This is a genomic window from Streptomyces lushanensis (assembly GCF_001700515.1).
GTDB lineage: Bacteria > Actinomycetota > Actinomycetes > Streptomycetales > Streptomycetaceae > Streptomyces > Streptomyces lushanensis.
Genome location: NZ_MAUD01000445.1, coordinates 1 through 503 on the forward strand (window position 1 = coordinate 1; position 503 = coordinate 503).

At 74.6% G+C, this 503-nt stretch carries 1 protein-coding gene; it reads right to left on the bottom strand.

Translation table 11 applies throughout. The features are described 5' to 3' along the window. On the bottom strand, window positions 1–259 hold a 259-nt coding region (locus BFF77_RS36345), incomplete at its 3' end, for a hypothetical protein (RefSeq protein ID WP_211280339.1). Window positions 260–503 lie beyond the last annotated feature (244 nt).

Sequence of the window (503 nt, forward strand, 5' to 3'; positions counted from 1 at the left end):
CGCGCCTCCACTTCCTGACCGTGGCCGCGCGGTCGGCGGCGGCCACGGGCTCGGCGTCACGTCCGGCGCCCACCGGACGCGCGGAGGCCGCCGACCGTGACGGACTTCCGGATCCTCCCGAGCTCGCCGAACTTTCCGCGCCTCCCGAACCCACGGAGCTCCCCGAGCCCGAGGCCGCGGCTCGGCGACGGGACGCGTCGGCGCGAGCGGCCTCGGCGCGCAGCATGGCGTTCAGTGCGGCGAAGGGGTCAATAGGCATGGCGGTGTCCTCACTGTGAGATGGAGCTGAATCAACTGCTGACGTCCGAGAGGCACTTGGCGCGTGGAACGCACCCGGTGCCGGAACCTGTCAGCAGCGCAGCACCACACAGCGCGGGAAAGCCGGTTCGCGCGGCGGTCCGGCCGGGGCGCACCGCCCGGCGTACGGAGTCGGCTCCGTGCCGTGGGATCCGCCGTGGGTCAGCGGGTGTACGCGCGGGCCGCCCGCCCGCTCCGTCCTGCCG